The organism is Bacillus sp. EB106-08-02-XG196 (assembly GCF_013396335.1).
In the GTDB taxonomy this organism is placed as follows: domain Bacteria; phylum Bacillota; class Bacilli; order Bacillales; family Cytobacillaceae; genus Neobacillus.
In genome coordinates this window covers 115,389-135,000 of record NZ_JABWSY010000006.1, presented here as the reverse complement: position 1 = coordinate 135,000, position 19,612 = coordinate 115,389, and the positions used below count along the sequence as shown (strand labels likewise).

At 37.1% G+C, this 19,612-nt stretch carries 23 protein-coding genes; 9 read left to right on the top strand and 14 right to left on the bottom strand.

Annotated elements, in window-relative coordinates; translation table 11 throughout:
• Positions 1-31: 31 nt before the first annotated feature.
• Complete coding sequence (clpB, locus tag MLOOGBEN_RS11065; RefSeq protein WP_179158314.1) at positions 32-2,626, bottom strand: ATP-dependent chaperone ClpB; 2,595 nt, start codon at positions 2,624-2,626, stop codon at positions 32-34.
• 108 nt (positions 2,627-2,734) lie between these two features.
• Positions 2,735-2,914 (bottom strand): YjzC family protein, encoded by a 180-nt coding sequence (locus MLOOGBEN_RS11060; protein WP_179158313.1) that lies wholly within the window; start codon positions 2,912-2,914, stop codon positions 2,735-2,737.
• Between the two features lie 185 nt (positions 2,915-3,099).
• Between MLOOGBEN_RS11060 and MLOOGBEN_RS11055 the strand changes: the two genes are divergently transcribed.
• The gene (locus tag MLOOGBEN_RS11055) at positions 3,100-3,792 is read left to right on the top strand and encodes a Crp/Fnr family transcriptional regulator (RefSeq protein ID WP_179158312.1); all 693 of its coding nucleotides are present in this window, start codon (positions 3,100-3,102) and stop codon (positions 3,790-3,792) included.
• A gap of 31 nt (positions 3,793-3,823) precedes the next feature.
• Here the strand turns inward: MLOOGBEN_RS11055 and mobB are convergent, their stop codons facing one another.
• Positions 3,824-4,375, bottom strand: coding sequence for a molybdopterin-guanine dinucleotide biosynthesis protein B (mobB, locus tag MLOOGBEN_RS11050; RefSeq protein ID WP_179158311.1), 552 nt, complete (start codon positions 4,373-4,375; stop codon positions 3,824-3,826).
• Complete coding sequence (locus MLOOGBEN_RS11045; RefSeq protein ID WP_179158310.1) at positions 4,363-5,628, bottom strand: molybdopterin molybdotransferase MoeA; 1,266 nt, start codon at positions 5,626-5,628, stop codon at positions 4,363-4,365. The genes mobB and MLOOGBEN_RS11045 overlap by 13 nt, the downstream gene beginning before the upstream one ends.
• Positions 5,629-5,852: 224 nt before the next feature.
• Here MLOOGBEN_RS11045 and ric point away from each other — a divergent pair, with 224 nt between their 5' ends.
• Entirely contained in the window at positions 5,853-6,554 is a 702-nt protein-coding gene (ric, locus tag MLOOGBEN_RS11040) for an iron-sulfur cluster repair di-iron protein (protein WP_218781146.1), read from the top strand.
• Positions 6,555-6,622: 68 nt separating this feature from the next.
• On the opposite strand, the gene moaA is transcribed toward ric, so the two are convergent.
• The gene (gene moaA, locus MLOOGBEN_RS11035; protein ID WP_218781145.1) at positions 6,623-7,639 is read right to left on the bottom strand and encodes a GTP 3',8-cyclase MoaA; all 1,017 of its coding nucleotides are present in this window, start codon (positions 7,637-7,639) and stop codon (positions 6,623-6,625) included.
• Positions 7,640-7,916: 277 nt separating this feature from the next.
• On the opposite strand from moaA, the gene MLOOGBEN_RS11030 reads away from it, so the two are divergent.
• Complete coding sequence (locus MLOOGBEN_RS11030) at positions 7,917-8,615, top strand: Crp/Fnr family transcriptional regulator (RefSeq protein WP_179158309.1); 699 nt, start codon at positions 7,917-7,919, stop codon at positions 8,613-8,615.
• Between the two features lie 43 nt (positions 8,616-8,658).
• On the opposite strand, the gene MLOOGBEN_RS11025 is transcribed toward MLOOGBEN_RS11030, so the two are convergent.
• The 4 genes from MLOOGBEN_RS11025 to MLOOGBEN_RS11010 all read right to left on the bottom strand — a co-directional run bounded on the left by MLOOGBEN_RS11025 (position 8,659) and on the right by MLOOGBEN_RS11010 (position 11,394).
• Positions 8,659-9,786 (bottom strand): TIGR04053 family radical SAM/SPASM domain-containing protein, encoded by a 1,128-nt coding sequence (locus MLOOGBEN_RS11025; protein WP_095249802.1) that lies wholly within the window; start codon positions 9,784-9,786, stop codon positions 8,659-8,661.
• 165 nt (positions 9,787-9,951) lie between these two features.
• The gene (locus MLOOGBEN_RS11020) at positions 9,952-10,290 is read right to left on the bottom strand and encodes a DsrE family protein (protein WP_179158308.1); all 339 of its coding nucleotides are present in this window, start codon (positions 10,288-10,290) and stop codon (positions 9,952-9,954) included.
• 6 nt (positions 10,291-10,296) lie between these two features.
• Positions 10,297-10,605 carry a metal-sulfur cluster assembly factor gene (locus MLOOGBEN_RS11015; RefSeq protein ID WP_179158307.1) on the bottom strand — a complete coding sequence of 103 codons (309 nt, stop codon included), beginning with the start codon at positions 10,603-10,605 and terminating at the stop codon, positions 10,297-10,299.
• Positions 10,606-10,620: 15 nt separating this feature from the next.
• Complete coding sequence (locus tag MLOOGBEN_RS11010; protein ID WP_179158306.1) at positions 10,621-11,394, bottom strand: alpha/beta fold hydrolase; 774 nt, start codon at positions 11,392-11,394, stop codon at positions 10,621-10,623.
• Between the two features lie 186 nt (positions 11,395-11,580).
• Between MLOOGBEN_RS11010 and MLOOGBEN_RS11005 the strand changes: the two genes are divergently transcribed.
• The 3 genes from MLOOGBEN_RS11005 to MLOOGBEN_RS10995 all read left to right on the top strand — a co-directional run bounded on the left by MLOOGBEN_RS11005 (position 11,581) and on the right by MLOOGBEN_RS10995 (position 12,847).
• Positions 11,581-12,393, top strand: a complete 813-nt coding sequence (locus MLOOGBEN_RS11005) for a Cof-type HAD-IIB family hydrolase (RefSeq protein ID WP_179158305.1) — start codon at positions 11,581-11,583, stop codon at positions 12,391-12,393.
• 113 nt (positions 12,394-12,506) lie between these two features.
• Positions 12,507-12,659, top strand: a complete 153-nt coding sequence (locus MLOOGBEN_RS11000; RefSeq protein WP_179158304.1) for a hypothetical protein — start codon at positions 12,507-12,509, stop codon at positions 12,657-12,659.
• Between the two features lie 2 nt (positions 12,660-12,661).
• Positions 12,662-12,847 carry a DUF3813 domain-containing protein gene (locus MLOOGBEN_RS10995; RefSeq protein WP_095248599.1) on the top strand — a complete coding sequence of 62 codons (186 nt, stop codon included), beginning with the start codon at positions 12,662-12,664 and terminating at the stop codon, positions 12,845-12,847.
• A gap of 118 nt (positions 12,848-12,965) precedes the next feature.
• On the opposite strand, the gene MLOOGBEN_RS10990 is transcribed toward MLOOGBEN_RS10995, so the two are convergent.
• Entirely contained in the window at positions 12,966-13,445 is a 480-nt protein-coding gene (locus tag MLOOGBEN_RS10990) for a BsuPI-related putative proteinase inhibitor (RefSeq protein WP_179158303.1), read from the bottom strand.
• A 14-nt stretch (positions 13,446-13,459) separates the two neighbouring features.
• Positions 13,460-14,311: a YitT family protein gene (locus tag MLOOGBEN_RS10985; protein WP_256989043.1), complete on the bottom strand. Its 852-nt coding sequence runs from the start codon at positions 14,309-14,311 to the stop codon at positions 13,460-13,462.
• A 104-nt stretch (positions 14,312-14,415) separates the two neighbouring features.
• Between MLOOGBEN_RS10985 and MLOOGBEN_RS10980 the strand changes: the two genes are divergently transcribed.
• Positions 14,416-15,276 carry a DegV family protein gene (locus MLOOGBEN_RS10980; RefSeq protein WP_179158301.1) on the top strand — a complete coding sequence of 287 codons (861 nt, stop codon included), beginning with the start codon at positions 14,416-14,418 and terminating at the stop codon, positions 15,274-15,276.
• A 32-nt stretch (positions 15,277-15,308) separates the two neighbouring features.
• Here MLOOGBEN_RS10980 and MLOOGBEN_RS10975 read toward each other — a convergent pair whose 3' ends face one another.
• Together MLOOGBEN_RS10975 and MLOOGBEN_RS10970 are read right to left on the bottom strand one after the other, a co-directional pair.
• Positions 15,309-15,440 (bottom strand): DUF3941 domain-containing protein, encoded by a 132-nt coding sequence (locus MLOOGBEN_RS10975; protein WP_179158300.1) that lies wholly within the window; start codon positions 15,438-15,440, stop codon positions 15,309-15,311.
• Between the two features lie 70 nt (positions 15,441-15,510).
• Entirely contained in the window at positions 15,511-16,374 is an 864-nt protein-coding gene (locus tag MLOOGBEN_RS10970) for a CvfB family protein (RefSeq protein WP_179158299.1), read from the bottom strand.
• Positions 16,375-16,510: 136 nt separating this feature from the next.
• Between MLOOGBEN_RS10970 and MLOOGBEN_RS10965 the strand changes: the two genes are divergently transcribed.
• Together MLOOGBEN_RS10965 and MLOOGBEN_RS10960 are read left to right on the top strand one after the other, a co-directional pair.
• A complete protein-coding gene (locus MLOOGBEN_RS10965; protein ID WP_179158298.1) occupies positions 16,511-17,002 on the top strand; it encodes a YajQ family cyclic di-GMP-binding protein in 492 nt (163 codons plus the stop codon).
• Between the two features lie 138 nt (positions 17,003-17,140).
• On the top strand, positions 17,141-18,016 hold the full coding sequence (locus MLOOGBEN_RS10960) for an SDR family oxidoreductase (protein WP_179158297.1): 876 nt from the start codon (positions 17,141-17,143) through the stop codon (positions 18,014-18,016).
• Between the two features lie 55 nt (positions 18,017-18,071).
• Here the strand turns inward: MLOOGBEN_RS10960 and MLOOGBEN_RS10955 are convergent, their stop codons facing one another.
• Positions 18,072-19,553 carry an alpha-amylase family glycosyl hydrolase gene (locus MLOOGBEN_RS10955; protein ID WP_179158296.1) on the bottom strand — a complete coding sequence of 494 codons (1,482 nt, stop codon included), beginning with the start codon at positions 19,551-19,553 and terminating at the stop codon, positions 18,072-18,074.
• Between the last annotated feature and the right edge of the window lie 59 nt (positions 19,554-19,612).

Here is a 19,612-nt window from a genome sequence, read left to right as displayed (position 1 = left end):
ATCCATAATCTGGATGACCTTTTTATTTTCCTTATCTAATGGTTATTGTTAATTCTCCATTTTCAGTTGTTACACTTACCACCGAATGATTTAGAACTTTACCAGCTATGATGGCCCTTGCAAGTTTTGTTTCGATATTCCTTTGGATAAATCGCTTTAATGGTCTTGCTCCATATATAGGATCAAAGCCATTTACAGCAATGTACTCTTTGGCACTGTCAGAAATCGTTATTTCAATATCCTGTTCCTTTAACCTGCTTTGAAGTTCCTTCATCATTTTGACTACAATATCTTTTATTTCAGTTAACGATAAAGGTTTAAATAGTATCGTTTCATCTACCCTATTTAAAAATTCCGGCCGAAAATGGCTCTTTAATTGAGCAAGAACCTTTTCCCTCGTTGCCTCTGATATTTCAACTTCATTTTCATTTCGTTCCAGTAGAAAATGAGATCCAATATTGGAGGTCATGATGATGACGGTATTTTTAAAATCCACTGTTCTTCCTTGTGAATCCGTTATTCTCCCATCATCAAGTGCCTGCAGGAGAATGTTAAATACCTCTGGATGAGCCTTTTCAATCTCATCCATGAGGATAACGGAATAAGGTCTTCTTCTAACAGCTTCCGTCAACTGTCCACCTTCTTCGTACCCTACATACCCAGGCGGTGCTCCGATTAGCCTCGAGACAGCATGTTTTTCCATGTACTCAGACATATCTATTCTAATAATCTGCTCTTCACTATCAAATAAGGCTTCCGCAAGTGCTTTAGCAAGCTCTGTCTTCCCAACACCCGTTGGCCCTAAGAAGAGAAATGACCCTATCGGTCTGTTTGGGTCCTTAATGCCGGCACGTGCCCGTAAAACGGCATCTGAAACCAATTGTACCGCTTCATTTTGTCCGATTACTCTTTCATGTAAGATGGATTCTAATCTTAGTAGTTTTTCTCTCTCACCTTCGACCAATTTTGAAAGCGGGATTCCTGTCCATCTTGATACGATATTTGATATCTCTTCTCCGGTAACTTCCTCGCGAAGCAGCCGCTCATTATTTGCTGTGTCTGATTCAAGCGCCAATAATTCTTTTTCTGCTAAAGGAATCTGACCATGACGAAGCTCAGCGGCACGATTTAAATCATATTTGTCCTCAGCTTGCTGCAGTTCTCTTCGCAGCTTCTCAAGTTGTTCCCTTTTTTCCTGCAATTTTTGTATCCCTTGTTTTTCATGGAGCCATTGGGCTTTCATGCTGTTTGCCTGATCCTTTAACTCAGCAAGCTCCTTTAACAGGGAATCAAGTCTTTTTTTACTTGCGTCATCCTGCTCTTTCCTTAAGGCTGCTTCTTCTATTTCCAACTGCATAACTCTACGCGTTACCTCATCTAGTTCTGTTGGCATAGAATCAATCTCAGTCCTGATTAATGCACATGCCTCATCTACTAAATCTATCGCTTTATCTGGCAGAAAGCGGTCGGTTATATACCTGTCTGATAATGTAGCAGCTGCAACAAGAGCATGGTCATGGATTTTGACGCCATGGTGTACCTCGAATCTTTCTTTTAAACCACGTAAAATGGAGATTGTGTCCTCCACATTAGGTTCTTGAACAAGTACTTGTTGAAATCTACGTTCAAGCGCAGGATCTTTTTCAATATATTTTCGGTGTTCATCAAGGGTGGTTGCCCCAATACAATGAAGCTCACCACGAGCTAACATCGGTTTTAACATGTTCCCAGCATCCATAGCCCCATCTGTTTTTCCTGCACCGACAATGGTGTGCAGTTCATCAATAAATAACAAAATTTGTCCTTCGCTTTTTTTAACTTCATTTAAAACAGCTTTTAATCTTTCCTCAAATTCACCTCTAAACTTTGCCCCTGCAATAAGTGCGCTCATATCTAATGAAAAAATAGTTTTATCTTTTAACCCCTCAGGAACGTCTTTTCTGACTATTCGCTGGGCCAGCCCCTCAACAATGGCTGTTTTTCCCACTCCAGGCTCCCCAATCAAAACAGGATTATTTTTTGTCTTTCTAGACAATATTCTGATAACATGACGTATTTCTGCGTCCCTTCCAATAACAGGATCAAGTTTGCCTGCCTTTACTTCGGCCACAAGGTCTCTTCCATATTTATTAAGCGCATCGTAAACAGCTTCAGGATTTTGTGATGTCACTCTTTGGTTCCCCCTTATTTCCTTAATTGCGGACAGGATGTATTCCGCCGTTTTTCCATTTGATTTAACTATTTTCCCCATTTCAGCGTCTTTATCGTAGCAAGAAGCTAATAAAATATGTTCGATAGAAATAAAGTCATCAGAAAACTTCGAAGCAAATTCCTCTGCGGAAACAAAAAGTCGTTGCAGCTTGGAGGTAATGTAGAGCTTTCCATGCTCTGCACCGCTGCCTGTAACCTGCGGCTTTTTATTTAGGGCGGTCTGTAATGCTTTTTCTACGCTTACCGTTGGGATATCTGCTTTTTCTAGAATTGCTTTTAATAAACTATCCTCTTGACGAAGAAGTATTAAGAATAAATGAAGTTCATCTACCTCTTGATGGCAGCTTTTTATAGCTAAGGACTGGGCATCAATAATTCCATTTTGTAACCGCTCTGTCATACGATTTAAATCCATCATTTCCACTCCTTTGACCATTACTGACCTTTATAAATTTATTATATACGAATATGTATTTAAATATAAAATAAAAGCCATCCGCTGGGATGACTTTTTTCGAATGATTTAAGGTTTACGCTGGTAAGTCCAAACACGGTCGTCATTTGATGTTTCTGGAAACCTGTCTCCTGCTTTAAGCTTTATCATCTTAGGATTATTGACATTATCTCCTGTGTCACCCACTTCTATATATACGCCATTATTAGGTGCCTTTTTTCCTGATTTAAACTGTCGGTTTTGACCCATTTTTGTCCCTCCTTTTCATGTACATCTTTATTATTTCCATTTAATCCAGGGTCATTAAAGGAATTATTATGTAATGTACGGCTAATTTTGACGATTGTATGAACTTATGCCACAATCATTGATATATAAGCTTAGTTTTCAATATAATTATAGTATTATCTACCCCTTTAAAGGTGGTTATTCTTATGCAGTCAATAAAAGAAATTCCTGTAAAGTTAACACAACTGTTTGATACGGTTCACCATATGAAGAAAATTGAAAAAGGCACTTTTCTGTTCCAGGAAGGTTCCACAGGAACTGAATTATATATCGTTCAAAGTGGAATCATTCAAATCAGCAAGATTATCCCTGATGGGCGCGAACTTACACTAAGAATGTGTTCAAGGGGAGACTTTATTGGAGAACTTGATTTATTTTCTCCTGCACCTAAGTATTTATTAAGTGCACGCGTTGCTGAAAGCGGCGAAGTAGCTGTTATTATGAAGGATGTCCTTGAGGCGAAGCTTGCAAACAACAATGCTCTCTCGCTTGAATTTATGAAATGGATGAGTATGCAGTATCGGAAAACCCAAACCAGATTTAGAGACCTTGTCCTGCATGGTAAAAAAGGTGCGTTATATTCGACACTCATTCGAATTACTAATAGTTATGGCATAAAAACTAATCAAGGAATCTTAATTGAACTTCCATTAACCAATCAAGAATTGGCTAATTTTTGTGGAACATCACGGGAAGTAGTCAATCGGTTACTAGGTGATTTAAGAAAAGCAGGCATCATTTCAATCGATAAAGGGTCCATTACCATTCATGATTTGGATTATTTAAAAAATGAAATTGATTGTGAGGACTGTTCTACAGAAATTTGTAAAATAGATTAAAATAAAAAATCGGTCTAATCGACCGATTTTTTTATTTACCATTTTCTTCTACTTTATGAACAAGTTTTATTAATTCTTTTGAAATCTCTGTCACTGCACTTTCCTCAAGTATATGAAAAACTGGAACCGTCAAATGTTCCTTGACCACTTCTATTAAAGCATGAGTCCAGACAATGACTGCTTTAATATTCGTTATACAAGTAATCAGTGAAAGGTCGTTCTCGTTTCTAAGAATAAGTAATTTTGGGTACGATTGTTTCTTATGACCCTCAATTAAGATAATATCTGGGTGAAAAAAATCCATAAATCTAATTTGTTCATCCAGAGACAAAAAGGATGCATCTGCTTGCAGGACTAGTCTCCCATCGCCTTCAACCAATGCAGCAAGTGCTCCCGCTTCTAGATGCCGGGATGAGTCCTTTTGAGGAATTACATCTGGCCTTCCGCCATGTCCATGATGCTTAATGGTGACACTTTTTATTCCCTCATTTTTTAATGCTTCAATTAGTTTTAATATAAAAGTGGTTTTACCACTATTTTGGTATCCTGCTACTTGATAAATGATTGGTTTTACCAAGGCCATTCACTGCCATCTTGGTCTTCAAGCAACAGGATATCAACCTCATCTCCAGCTTGAAAGCTTCTAGTACCTCCTGGAAGAATCATTAGGGAATTAGCTCCTGAAAGGCTCATGATAATATTGGACTTATCTAAACCACTCGGTGTCGCACTTAATCTGCCATTTTTCACAGAAAATGCACTGCGGACAAATCTTGTGAATGGGTTAGCTTTTGGAAAGTCAACCTCCAGAACCGCTTTTTCTTTTCTTAGATGTGGTCTAGTAGCAAACAGCATTGTCCGAATAATTGGTCGAGCAAATAACTCAAACCCCACATAACAGGCAGAAGGATTACCTGATAAACCAAACAGTAGTTTTCCTTGAAATTGAGCAACTGTTGTTACACTTCCCGGTCTCATAGCTACTTTATTAAATAACACCTCAGCACCAAGCTTTTCATAAATCGCAGGGAGATAATCAAAATCGCCAACAGAAACGCCACCCGTTGTGACGAGTATATCTACTTTTTCTAAAGCCACTTTTACTGCTGTAAAACAAGTATCAAATACATCAGGAAGCTTACCATAATAATGAACGATTGCCCCAGTTCTTTGAATTTGAGCCGCTATCATATGTGAATTACTATTTCGGATTTTACCAGGCACCAAATCCTCATCCACTTCCAGCAATTCCGTTCCAGTCGCAAACAACCCAATAATCGGTTTTTTAGCAACAGGCACTAAGTTGTAGCCAAACGTAGCCAGCATTGCTTGAACACCAGGGTTTATTAATGTTCCCTTTTTTACCAGGACTTCACCTTCTTTGGCATCTTCTCCTCGAAAAGATACATTATCCCCCTTATTAAAGCTTCGTTTTATCGACATATATGGTGTCCCATTTTTGTCATAGTCTTTTGCAACTTCAAACATGACAACTGCATCTGTACCCTCAGGCATCATCGCTCCGGTCATAATTCGAACGGCTTCATATTCTTTAATTGTCTTAGAAGAAGTCATTCCCGCACCAAGATGGTCGACAACTTTAAATTCTACAGGATTAATTATAGAAGCTTCCTTAGTATCTATAGAACGGACTGCGAAACCATCATAAGGTGCTCGATCAAAATGAGGGACATCACTTGTTGCAATTAAGTCTTCTGATAAAAACCGTCCATAACTTTCATCGATAGAAACAAATTCTGTTTTACCACTTAGCTGAAATTCCATTATTTTTTTAACTGCATCCCCAATCGGGATAGGCTTTCTTCTCTCTAACAATTCCATCAACTCCTGCAGGAAACAAATACTTTATAACTAAATTTTTTATACATATTTCATTATAAGCCTATCGAAAAGTCTCTAATATAGCAAACATCACACCATTAAACAAAAAAATAGTAAATACTTTTGTATGTGTGATTCAGGTCACCTATTTTTTCAAAGAAATACCTTATCCTTAAGGTAGAACTAAATAATAACAAACAAAATATTAGGAGGAAAATATGATTACTTTCCCTTTTTCTACAAATACATTGGTTAAAGATATCGTAAATGAACTGCCAAAAACGAGCGATGTTTTCAAGAAATTCCGCATTGACTTTTGCTGTGGAGGCAATATTCCACTATCCGAGGCTATTGCAGCAAATGGATTAAATGAAGAAGCACTAATGGATGAATTAAAAGCAGTATTTGAAAAGTACAGTTCAACTGAAACGGACTTAGAAGTTTGGACGAAATCAGATTCTACTACCATCATTGATCATGTTATCAACCATTATCACCGTACATCGGAAGAAGAATTAACATTGCTTAGCCCTTATGTTACCAAGGTTTCACGTGTTCATGGCGATAGTCACCCAGAACTTTTAAAGGTTAATGAGCTATTTTATGAATTCAAAAAAGAATTAATGGAACATATGGAAAAAGAGGAAGCAATTGTATTTCCGTTAATCAAACAACTTGCCGATGGTACGGTTGAAAATCGTGAAGAAGCTATTAATATGATTGTAGAGCTTGAAAAAGAACATGATCATGCTGGTGAAATACTTAGACAGATTCGTGCTATTACATCTGACTATGCGCTTCCAGCTGATGCTTGTGGAACGTACACATTAGTATACAAGCGACTAGAAGAACTAGAAGGACTAACATTTATGCATGTACATTTAGAAAATAATATCTTGTTCCCTAGATATATTAATTAGATGTTTAAAGGGGCTGAACAATCAGCCTCTTTTTTTATGTAAAAAACCTCTCTTGTGAGTAGAGAGGTTTAGCCGCCTATATATGACATTTCAATTTTCTTGCGGTTCTTTGCTGTCTCTTCTGTTCTTTCATCTGAATACCTGTCATTTCGATTATTCCAAATAGCAGAGATTCGGTTTTTCAATTCCTCATCTGTAGCACCGTTTCTCATAAAGTTTCGAATATCATGACCATTCCCATTAAATAAACAAGTGAAAATTTGTCCATTTGCAGAAAGTCGAGAACGCGTACAGCTGCTGCAGAATGATTCTGAAACAGAAGAAATAAATCCAACATTTACATCTGTGTTTTGATAATTATATAATTTTGCGACTTCGCCAAAATAGGCAGGGTCAAGAGACTCTAATTGATAGTGTTCTTTTAATAGGTCATAAATTTGCTTTTTGGTGATGACATCATCCATTTTCCAGCCATTAGATGAGCCTACATCCATATACTCAATAAAGCGGAGCTCCAGGCCATTCTTTAAACAAAAATCAGCCATTGGGATAATTTCCGAATCGTTGAGGCCTTTTTTAACGACCATATTGATTTTAATTTTGAGACCAGCCTTCTTAGCTGCCTCAATCCCATCTAAAACTGGCTGTGTGGCAACACCACGACCGTTAATTTTTCCAAACAGCTCATCATTTAAAGTATCAAGGCTAATATTGACTCTTTGAAGACCAGCCTTTTTTAATTTATCAGCAAGTTTGGGAAGTAGAACTCCATTTGTCGTTAAAGCTATATCTTTTAAACCCTCGATCTTTGCAAGCTTTTCTACCAATATCGGAAGATCTCTTCGAAGAAGTGGTTCACCGCCAGTTAGACGTATTTTTTCCACACCAACACTTATGAAGGCCTTTGCAATCCGCTCGATTTCCTCGTATGTCAGCAGCGCACTTTTTGGCAGAAATTCAAAATCATCGCCAAATTGATCGGCTGGCATGCAATATTGACAGCGGAAGTTACAACGATCGATTACTGAGATTCTTAAATCACGTAATGGTCGATCTAATTTATCTTTAATAATGGTCTTTTCCATTCGTATCAACTCCATTATTTTAAAAGCGAATAATATAATACAAGTGTACCTGCTACTAACAAAAAATACTGTTACTTTATTCACTATCATAACATTTCTTTTTCTATTTATTAACGCTTTCATTGAAGATTTATTAACAGTTGAAAATAAAATCCGAGAGTTTTCACTATATTGTCATTGTTTACTCCGTTAAAACTTCAAAACTTACGATAAAATAAGACTAACGAAAATAGAAGAAAAGTACTAAGGATAAACAATACCTCTGAGGTGAGAATACATGTTGACTAAAATTAAACCAACCCATTCCATAGAAATTAAAGAATTACTACGATTTGCCGATCGGAAATTTAGAAGTGAACGAGGAACCTATTTATTTCAAGAAGGTATGCTTGCAGAAGAACTTTATATTATTATATCTGGAAAAATTCAAATCAGTAAAATAACTTCAGATGGACGTGAACTCTCTTTAAGAATTTGTGGTGAAAACGATATCTGCGGGGAATTAACGCTGTTTACCGACAATCCAAGGTATTTACTAAGTGCCAGAGTTTTAGAGGAAGGTGAAATCGTTGCCATCAAAAAAGATGTCATCGAAAGTGAAATATTCCAAAATAGTAAGCTTGCCTTCGAGTTTATGAAATGGATGAGTGACCATTTCCGGAAAACCCAGACAAAGTTTCGTGATCTTGTCTTAAATGGAAAACGAGGAGCACTTTTTTCAACATTAATTCGAATGTCTAATAGCTATGGTATTCATAAAGAAAATGAAATATTAATTGATTTACCATTAACGAACCAGGAACTTGCAAATTTTTGCGGAACTTCAAGAGAGAGTACAAACCGTATCCTAAGCGAATTGAAAAAAGATAAAAAAATCAGTATTAAAAAAGGAAAAATTTCTATTTTAGATCTTCAATATTTAAAAGACGAGATTGGCTGTGAAAATTGCCCAGCCGTATATTGCAGTATTGAATAATAGATGGAAGCAATCATGAATGAATGATTGCTTCCATTTTTTTTTATGATTGAACCTGTTTTTCTCTCATCGCTTTTGGAATATAAACACAGAATGGTTCGCTTTCTAGGTAATCTCCGGTCATCGCATAGGCTCTTGACCTAGAACCGCCGCATACATGGCGGAACTCACAAACACCACATTTTCCTTTATAGAGATCAGGGTTTCTTAGTGATTTAAAAATTGGTGACTCGCGATAAATCTCCGCTAGCGGCGTCTCTCTGACATTTCCTGCTTTGACGGGTAATAAGCCGCTTGGGTATACATCCCCAATATGTGAGATGAAGACAAATCCATTTCCGTCATTGACCCCCTTAGGTGCTCGTCCAAGTCCGTCAATCGAACCTGTTAACCCCTGTTCTGTTAACGCACTCAAATAATTAATTTCCTCTGTTTGGTCTTTTGCCTCACGCATCTTTTGCTGAATAACAACACGTCGGTAATGCTGAGCAGCTGTTGTCTTAATATCAAAGGAAACGCGCTTACTAAGGTCATATAGCCATCTGAACACTTTCTCATGCTCCACAGGTGAGATCATATCAGATTCTTGACCTCTGCCTGTTGGGACAAGGAAAAAGACACTCCAAAGTACACAGCCTAAATCCTCAACCATTTTTGCCATTTCATCGAGGTACTCTATATTATATCTTGATATTACGGTATTGATTTGAATTGGAATTTCGAGTTCATGCAGGTATTTAATTCTTTCCATTGTAAGATCGAAGGATCCCGCTGTTCCACGGAAGTGATCGTGAACCTCAGCTGTTGGACCATCGATACTAAATGCCCAGCGAGAAAGACCAACTTCTTTCGCCTTTTCAATTGCCTCTTTTGTAACATTTGGTGTCGCACTTGGTGTCATAGAAACTCTAACGCCTTTTTCAACTGCATATTTTGCAATATCAAAAACATCTTGTCTCATTAATGGGTCTCCACCTGTAAATACTAGCATCGGATTATTCATTTCGTATATTTGATCAATTAGATTCTTACCTTCTTCAAATGATAGTTCACGTGGGTCTCTTTTTAATTGAGCCTCTGCACGACAATGTAAACAAGCAAGTTGACATGCGCGTGTTAGTTCCCAAATTACGATAAATGGATCTTTATTAAAATCTCGGCCAAAAGCCATATGAAACGCCTCCTAAAGCGGCCATTTCAACAAAACCAAACAGCCTAATTACCTGTATTATATAGGGGATTCCACTATGGATAAGTGAACTACCTCACATTACATTTAAAATAATATGTCTACTTTGTGAAGTGAAAAAATAAAAAACAGCAGAAAATCTGCTGTTTAAGATATGGTTATTACTTCATATCTTGCCGATAACTCAATAAAATCAGCCATACCACTAATTTTACCAACTGTTAATTTTTCCTCCACTTTGTAATGATCAACGCAGGTTTTACATGCCAAAATCTCCACACCTTTTTCTTCCATTTCTTTCAAGTGAACAGAAACGAAGGAATCCTCTGTCATGGTTAGGACACCACTGTTCATACAAAATACAGCAGCAGGAAGTTCTTCTCTTTGCTTCATTAAGGTGAAATAGGTTTCAAGTACGTTCTCTCCAAGAAATTGATCGCCGCGGCCCAGTTGGTTGGAACTAACTAAAATGATCTTGTTTTTCATCTTTTCTTATCGAATTCCTAAAGCGATTTTTGCATAGCGGGACATCATTTCCTTGTTCCATGGCGGGTTAAACACGATATTAACCTCAACCTCTTTTATTTCAGGAATATCTGCTAACGCTCTTTTTACTTGGTCTACTATTGTTCCTGCAAGCGGGCAGCCCATTGAAGTTAACGTCATGGTAATCGTAGTGTTTCCTTCATCGTCCATCTCAGCATCATATACTAAACCTAAATTTACAATATCCACACCTAATTCTGGATCTATTACCAATTCTAATGCACCCATGATATTTTCTTTTAATTCTTCATTCATTTTAAAACACTCCTTTTATTTTAATAAATGTTTCTCAAACCATGCAACAGTGGCTTTTAAACCTTCTCTGCTAACTTTGTGATCAGCTTGTGCATCACTTATAAAGTGAATATTAGATGGTGTTTTCTCATAATTATCCTTTATCGATTGATAAAATTGATACGTTAAGTGAAAGGGTACGATTGGATCCTTTTGTCCATGCCAAAATAATAACGGGCGATTTTCAAGCTTTTCAGGTTGAAGACTTAAATCATATGGACGAAGGAACGATAATTGCTCTTCAATTTGTTCCTCCGTAAAAGAAAGAGGAATCCCAAGGCTTTTCATTTGTTCTAATTGCCAATGTAAATATTCTTCATATGCAGGCATTCCCATTAAGCTGACTGCAGCTTTAATCCATTTATATTTGGTTAAAGCACCCAAGGTAACAATCCCGCCCATTGAAGTTCCAGCAAGTCCAATTTGCTCCTGGTCTGCTAATCCCTCATTAACATAGTATTCCTTATAATCGTTTAATTCATGGATAGTCTTAATGACAATTTCCCAAAATTGACTGTATAGATTTTTCTCAGTTAAACCTTGCTCTCTTTCACCATGGTATATCGCCTCTGGTAAGATGACCCGAAATCCCTTTTCCGCTAATAAATAGGCGTAATGAAGGTTGTGCTCCTTTGCACTGGTAAATCCATGGTTAAAAATAATGAGAGGAAGCCTTCTTTGTTGTTCACTGTTATTTACTATATGTAAATGAGGATTATTTTTCAGCAAACTTTTTTCTACGATAATCACTTAGGAAGAACCTCCTGGGTAAATTAATTATATCGGAAATCCGATTCAAATGAAGTGAATTTTTTTACAGGTAAGGTATAAAATTGTTAACATAGTACTTATATACATTTGTAGTGTAACATTTCATTTGCTATTTATCTAAAGCTTAGACTTATGGAATAAAAAAACAATTAAAGAGGAGTCACTATGGCTGAAAAACATTTAATTGCATTGGACTTAGATGGAACTTTATTAAAAGATGATAAAACGATTTCTAAGAAAACAAAAAACGTTTTAAGTAAAGCTCGAGAATTAGGTCACGTGGTTATGATTGCAACTGGAAGACCCTATCGTTCGAGTGAACCCTACTACCACGAACTTAAGCTTGATACTCCCATTGTGAATTTCAATGGAGCCTTTATGCATCACCCGCTAGATTCAAGCTGGGGTTTTTATCATGATCCTCTGGATTTAAAAGTAGCCAAAGACATTGTAGAAGCATGCCGTTCATTCAACTTTCACAATATTATTGCCGAAGTCATTGATGATGTTTATTTCCACTATCATGACGAAAAACTGTTAGATATATTCGGTATGGGGAATCCAAATGTAACAACTGGTGATTTGCGAAATTATTTAAAAGACTCCCCAACTAGTTTGTTAATCCATACGGAGGAAGATGAATTAAAACAAATCCGCCAACATTTGTCAGATGTTCACGCTGAGGTCATCGATCATCGCAGCTGGGCGGCACCATGGCATGTCATTGAAATTATTAAAACAGGCTTAAGCAAGGCTGTTGGATTAAAAAAGGCTTCAGAATACTTCAACATTCCTCCTGAAAGAATTATTGCTTTTGGCGATGAAGATAATGATTTAGAAATGCTTGAGTATGCTGGCCGTGGCGTAGCGATGGGAAATGGGATTGATAAAGTCAAATCTATTGCAAATGAAGTGACCCTTACGAATGAGGAAGATGGTATCGGAGTATATTTGTCAGATTTGTTAAATATAAAATAATTTAAGTAGTTCACCATTGTTTACCTAAATGAAAAGCTTTGATTTGAGCATACTATTTTTGTGAGGCAGTTTACACTGCTTCACACCAAGCTCACCAAATTGGAGGGATTGCAATGGGTAAACGAAACAAATCAAAACGCTTTGTCCAGCAAGGAGTGGATACTGTCAGTAAACACGATGAACGTATTCCCTACCACATGACCTACGCTGAAGCGGAAGCCCAGAAAATGTCCAATGTGCGTGACTCCTCGCTTGGAGGGATATAACGATGGGAAACCAGTTATTCCAAGAAGCAAGAAGATTTGTTGAGATGGCGAAAACGGCCGACCCTGCTGAACGTAATTCTGTGGTTTCGAAAGCGAAAAATGCATTAAGTTCAGCATACGCTAATTCAACAGTCGCAGAACAAAGTCAGCTCCAAGAAATGCAAAATGAGCTTGAGCAATTGAAATAATAGAAAAGCTGGCACATTACTTGTGTGCCAGCTTTTCATTTCTCATCAGGCCGTGTCATGAACTGTTCATGGTTACCACTTTTTCATAATTCTTCTAATTTCGGTCATCATGAAGGCTTTATGGTTCAGGATTTTCTGCTGGAATATTAAAATTTACCTTACTGACTAATTTTTGGTTGTTACTTAACGGTTGGTCATTTAGTTTTCTTGGTAAGAGAGTGGCAGTAACTGTATATTGTCCTTCAGGAACTCTTTTTCCATTTACTTGGTAATTCCATTTTTCTACCTTTCTAAAGGTTTGATGCGGGTCAATCTTAAGGGTTTGCCAGGCCTGTAAAAAAAATCTGCCTTTTGAATATCGATATACCTCATGCCCAGATGCATCTGCCACAGAAATCTCAACATATTGAGAGGTAGGAAACTCAAAGCTAATTGGGTGATCCCATGGATTTTTGATTAGTATCTCGAATTCCACCTTCTCATGTCCAGCAATAGGAGTTACTGAAAATTGAAATGAATGATTGTCTTCACCATAATTTGCTTCTCCTTTTAAACTAAAGGGAAATAGAAACAAAATCACACATAAAATACTTCTCATGTTTTACCCCCTCCTTATTCACGCCTAAAGAATCCATAAATTCCAGTTGTCTGAATGATATTGGTAAATGCATTTGGATCAACCTCAGCAAGGATACGTTCCAAATCATATAGCTCATAACGGGTAATAACAATCATCAGCATGTCTCTAGATTCATTTGAAAAGGCACCTTTTGCAGGAATCATTGTAATTCCTCTTACTAACTTCGAATGGATAGCTGCCTTTAGCTCATCTGCCTTTTTTGTAATAATCATTGCTGTAAGCTTAGCATACCTCGTATGGATAGCATCCACTACTCTTGTTGAAGCATATAAGGAAACAATCGTATAGAGGGCTTTTTCCCATCCATATAAAAATCCAGCAGTAATAATAATAAATGCGTTTAAAATAAACATATAACTGCCAATCGGTTTATCTTTCATCCTTGATAAAACCATCGCAATAATATCTAAGCCCCCAGTTGAAGCCCCCCATTTCAAGGTGATTCCAACACCAACTGCTAGTATTACCCCGCCAAATACCGCATTAAGGAGAATATCTTTTGAAACTTGTGTAATGGGAATTAATTCTAAGAATAGTGACGATAAAGCCACACTTAAAAAACTATAAATGGTAAAGGATTTACCTACCTTCAACCACCCTAAAATGGCTACTGGTATATTCAGCAATAGTAATAAAAATCCCATTGAAATATTCAAGGGGGTTTGTTCACTTAATACCTTCGATAATAATTGTGCTATTCCAGTAAATCCGCTAGAATAAACATTTGCTGGAATTAAAAATAAATTTATTGCCAGGGCATTTAGTAATGCACCCACAATAACAATGATTGATTTTTTGGTTTGCTGCCATAACAAAAGCACCATCTCCTTCAACTTTTGAGGTATTATCTCTATGCAGATAATTGTATTTTTGAGGTGAAACCGATAAACTGAAACTAACTATATTAGCTTGAAAGCAGGTGAGCTTCATGCCGGTAAAAATACTAGCTGACAGCGCATGCGATTTACCAAAAGATTTTTACTCTGCACATAACGTCACATTATTCCCACTTAAGGTACAGGTTAATGGGCAAGAATATGAGGATGTTAAAACAATTGATCCGAAAACTGTGTATGACGCCATACGAGCGGGCGATGTTCCGAAAACGTCTCAGGTTTCTCCTTTATTATTTGAGGAAGTTTTTACTAATATGGCTGAAAATAATGAAGATGGAATATATATTGCTTTTTCTTCAGCATTATCTGGTACATATCAGACATCTGTTATGATTCTTGACCAAGTAAAAGAAAAATATCCAAACTTTAATTTAACGATTGTCGATACAAAATGTGCTTCTCTGGGTTTTGGCCTTGTCGTAAAAGAAGCAGCAAGGCTTGCAGCCGAAAATGTCTCAAAGGAAAAAATTTTAAATGATGTGTTATTTCGCAGTCAGCATATGGAGCATTTGTTTACAGTAGAGGACTTAGATTATTTAGCTAAAGGCGGTCGTGTATCGAAAGCTTCGGCTTTTTTGGGTGGATTACTGAATATAAAACCTATTTTGAATGTAGACGATGGAAAACTCGTTCCAATTGAAAAAATACGAGGAAAAAAGAAGGTTTTTCGTCGAATACTTGATATCATGAGAGAACGCAGTGACAACTTTAATGATCAAGTTGTCGGAATAAGTCACGCTGATACTGTAGAGACAGCCTCCGAAGTGAAAGCAATGATTGAGGAGGAATTAAATCCAAAAGAGGTTTTCATCTCTTCTATCGGCTCAGCAGTTGGTGCCCACACAGGTCCAGGCACAATTGCCATTTTCTTTTTAAACAAACTGCCATCATAATAGAAATAAGCGGGAAAACTCCCGCTTATTTCTTATTTATGGTCCGTTTTTTTCGAATATTGATTTTTACCTGCTTGGCGATTTTTTTCTCGCATCATGTTTTTCTCATGTCTTAATGCATCATTGTCTTGTGCTTTTTTATCATTATCTGATGTATGCGGCATATAAATACCCCTTTCAAAATTCCTTCAATAGTTAGTTTCCGTCATTTTGAATTAGAGTATGTATCATATACTAATCTTTTTTCAAGTAAGTCCAGCTTCCTTCTTGATATACTCGACCGTCTTTCATTAGTTTTCCAAGTGCACGCTTAAAAGCACCTTTACTTAACTGAAAACGTTCTTGTATCTCCTCTGGCATACTTTTATCATTAAATGGCATGGCACCATTTCTGCTCATTAAATACTCATAGACACGTTCAGCTTCGAGATCCTGTGATTCCTGTTTCCTCGGCAGTAAAGAAACATTCACTGTCCCATCTTCCTTAACATCAATAATTCGCCCTTCTGCCATTTGCCCTAACCGCGGCTCTTTTTGTCTTTGAGACTCATGAATAAAGCCTTTATAGCCTTCAATGGTATAGATCCAGCTGCCAACCTTTGCTGTCCGATAGATATGCCCTTGAATATTTTTGTTAAAATCAGCCCTAGTCGCCTTTGTTGAAATTGATTCAATGACAGGGTCAGTTGCTAGCTTTGCATATAAAAGATAATTGTTATTTACCCTTAAGGTAACATAAACCAAATCCCCTGCCATAGGCCAGACTGATTTATGGACTGGAAGATCATCAATCCCTAATAATAAATCTTTTTTAATCCCAATATCCAAAAACACCCCAACATGAGGGTTGGAATCTACTACTTTAAGCCAAGCGTATTTGCCAATCGCTACTTCAGGTATGGTTGTAGAAGCAGACGTCCTGCCTTCGGAGTCAACATAAAGAAAAACCTCAACGGATTCATCTTCTTCATATTCTCGGTCAGCCTCATTTATATGCAGCAAAACATCTTCATTTCCATCTGTTAAAAAATAGCCGAAGTCGGCTTTTCGTGCTACCGTTAAAGTAACGGTTTGACCTATAAGTTCTTGTAAAGACATCTTAACTCACCTTTTCTCTCCTATAGTTGTCCATAGGGTTGTTTGACTTGCTATATTTTACTATAATGTAGCCATAAAGGGAAACTTTAGCAGGATTACATACCGTTATTAAAAATATATTGGAGGTATTATTACTATGGCCAAAGATGAATCATTTGATATTGTATCCAAAGTAGAATTTACTGAAGTCAATAATGCAATTACCGCAACAATGAAGGAAATTAAAACCCGTTATGATTTTAAAGGCAGCAAAAGTGAGGTTACACTAGATAAAGAAGAACTTGTTCTAGTTTCAGATGATGAATTTAAGATGGACCAGTTAAAAGACGTCTTGCTTGGCAGGTTAATCAAAAGAGGGGTTCCTGTGAAGAATCTTGATTATGGTAAAATGGAAAAAGCGTCTGGCGGGACTGTTCGTCAAAGAGCAAAGCTGGTTCAAGGAATTGATAAAGAAAATGCAAAAAAAATTAATACAATTATTAAAAATAGCGGTCTTAAGGTAAAAAGCCAAATTCAAGACGATCAAGTCAGAGTTAGCGGTAAAAACCGTGATGATTTACAAAAGATTATTTCATTGGTACGAGAAGCAGATTTAACGGTCGATGTTCAATTTCTTAATTACAGATAATAACTCTCTAAAAGGTGAAAAGGAGATCTCTTTTCACTAGGTGAAAAGGAAATATTCCTTTCACCCTTTTTTATTTTGCTCATATTTTTGTGCATATATCTCAAACTAAAATGGTAAATATCCTTGGAGGTAAAATAAATGACCAACAATAATCAACAACATCAAAAGAAGGCTTTCCCACCACAGCATCAGAATCATCAGCCTGGCATTGAAAGTGAAATGAATCCTCGTCCAATTTCAGTTGATTCGAACTATAAAAGTGCTGGGAAACTAGCTGGTAAAACAGCCATTATTACTGGCGGGGATAGTGGAATTGGTAAATCAGTAGCCATTTATTTTGCAAAAGAAGGGGCAGATGTTGCCATCTCCTACTTAGAGGAGCACCAGGATGCAGAAGAAACAAAAGCACTAGTTGAAGCAGAAGGCCGTAAATGCCTGCTCTTTTCCGGCGATATTGGCAATGAAGATTTTTGTAAGGATATTGTTAATCAAACAAAAGACCAATTTGGAAAAATTGATATTTTAGTCAACAATGCAGCAGAGCAGCATCCTCAACAGAGTCTGCTAAATATCACTTCTGCTCAGCTTGAAAAAACCTTCCGAACCAATATTTTTTCCTATTTCTATATGTCTAAAATGGTACTGCCTTACCTGAAACAAGGTGCCGCTATTATCAATACAACCTCTATCACTGCCTATGCTGGACATGAACAATTATTAGATTACTCTGCTACAAAAGGTGCCATCGTGACCTTTACACGTTCACTGGCAAAATCACTTGCACCACAAGGAATTAGAGTTAACGGTGTCGCACCGGGTCCGATATGGACACCGCTCATTCCCTCAACATTCACTGAAGACCAAGTCGTAAGCTTTGGAACCGATACCCCAATGGGCAGAGCAGGGCAACCCTATGAACTTGCCCCAAGTTATGTATATCTGGCGTCTGATGATTCTTCCTATGTAAGCGGCCAAATCATCCATGTTAACGGTGGAAAAATCATTAATGGATAGGGGATTCCCTTAGAAAAAATGCGATGCTTCCATTTAGGAGCATCGCGTTTTTTCGTTATTCTTTTCTTCTTTTCCTTACTTTTATTATGAATATAGTGAATAAGATGTAGACAACTACTAGTGAACCTATTAGTGTCAGATTAATTCCGCTCTTATTGGCTAACACATAAATCTCTGCCTCATCCCGGTCAATAATGAGATCATATTGGTTATCATCATTACTCCGGACCAGGTCTCCATTAAGCATACCGCGCAGTTCTTTTCCACCTTCAATATGTTCCTTGTTTAACGTTACATTTTGAGATTCACTTGTATTATTAATGGCTATAATCGCGGTTTCATCTTGGTAGACGCGTTTATAAACAGCCATTCCATTTTTTTCATAAAGCATCTCCATACTTCCCCTCGTCAAGGAAGGAAGCTGATTTCTTACTTCGCCGAGCTTCGTAATATAATCAATTAGTTCCTTTTCTGTCCTAAAATTCATTGGCTGCCGATTATCTGGAATTTCTCCGCCGTTTAAAGCAATCTCACTGCCATAAAAGACAACAGGGATACCAGGAGTAGAATAAATATAGGTTAATGCAGTCCTCCAGCGAGCTCCTGGAAAATGTTTATTCTTTACGATATCATTCGTAAACCTCGTAGTCATTTCATTATCAAAAAATTGTGGTTGTAATTCAGGCTTTTGAACCTTATTTTCATTCAGCTCGCTAAAAGCTCGATTGGTCGTAGCGAAAACATTCCTTAACTGTTCACTATGTTGATAAGCGGTAAGACTGTCAATGCCTGCATTCTTATATTTATCAGGATCAACATTACTGTTAAGAGAAGTAATCCCTAATAGAAAAAAGTTATCCTTTTCCTTTTTTACTTCATTTGAAAAATCACTCCAAAAGGCTTCGGGTACATGATTTACCTCAGGGAGACTATACCCGTCTATATCCGTCTCATTTATCCACCACTTAGCCGCATCGATTAAATAAGCTTTTACCTCAGGGTTGTCCTGATTAAGATCAGGCAAAGCATTAGAATTACTACTATCACTTTTCTCATTAAACCAATTTTGCTTTGTTTCATCTTTCACCCAGGGGTGTTCTGTGGAGACATTATTGGTTACAAAATCAATGAGTACCTTCATATCTCGTTGATGTGCTTCTTGCACAAGTTTCTTAAATGTCTTTAGAGAGCCAAAATGCTCATCAGGCTGATAAAAGTCATTTACCCAATAGCCATGATACCCACCAGCAGTATTATCGAATATGGATGTCAGCCGGATTGCTGTGAATCCCATGTCCTTAAGATAATCGAGCTTATCAATGACTCCCTGAAAATCTCCGCCATTATAGGCTAAAGGGTCTAAAGTATTAACATCAATATCATTCTTCGTATTAGCATTAAAAAAACGATCCACCATTATGGAATATACAGTTTCATCCTGCCATTCCCGGGTCTTCCCCACTGCGGCCCCGTAAGCTGGCACGCTTGAAAAAATAAAAATACAAAATAAAATGAGTGTAATCAAGGTTTTTTTCATCTTCAATCCCCTTCCATACACTCATTTTAATCTAATAAAGTTGTGAATCCAACTATAAA